At 45.6% G+C, this 680-nt stretch carries 1 protein-coding gene; it reads left to right on the top strand.

The features are described from left to right. Window positions 1–255: 255 nt before the first annotated feature. On the top strand, window positions 256–675 hold the full coding sequence (locus tag AAC01S_RS18545) for a hypothetical protein (RefSeq protein WP_067626017.1): 420 nt from the start codon (window positions 256–258) through the stop codon (window positions 673–675). Window positions 676–680 lie beyond the last annotated feature (5 nt).

Genomic DNA, 680 nt, shown 5'->3' with positions numbered 1-680 from the left:
TAGGTTTATGTTTTCTGGAAGTTGTTTTGGTCGATTTTCCTTACTGCGTCAAGGGATTTCAGACTTTGTGTCAGTCCTTATGGAAAAGCAGGCAGTGAGGGATCGGCAGGACAGGGAGTTAGATTTGAAGGGATAAACAAACGAGTCTATTGCCGAATCAGCTTACAAAAATGGTTACATATCTTGAAATGTAAACATCGAGATGGATTGCGAGCGCAGAATCACATAGAATCTGGTTTGTTGGAGGTGATTGCAGTGGGATATAAGACGAACGCCGTACCCACCGTTGCGCCGTTTGGGGCGTTGATTATCATATGGGTTCCTCTCGGAAATAGCCTACCCAATCCGTACAAGGACATAGTATGGATGATTGGTTCGGCTTATCTGATTGCCTGGGTCGGATTCGCCTTCTTTCTTGCATCAAAATATCGTAGGCTCAGCATAACAGAGTGTGAATTGACATTCCCTAAAACGGCGTTCAAAGCAGAGAACGTGCGGAAAATTCGAGTGTTTGACCGAAGCGCCACGTTTTTAGTGTATTTCAAGGAGCGAAAATACCCGCTTACGATTTCGTTCAGTCTGGCGGATGCGGACAAAGTGATTCAAGAACTTCGAGGTTGGGCATGGAGAAATGGCGTGACTCTGGAGTTGGCATCGCAACGGAGGAAAAGGTGATGTTT

Source organism: Alicyclobacillus acidiphilus NBRC 100859 (assembly GCF_001544355.1).
In the GTDB taxonomy this organism is placed as follows: Bacteria; Bacillota; Bacilli; order Alicyclobacillales; family Alicyclobacillaceae; genus Alicyclobacillus; species Alicyclobacillus acidiphilus.
Note: the sequence above shows the minus strand (reverse complement) of the source record. Positions and strands in the feature narration are given on the sequence as shown.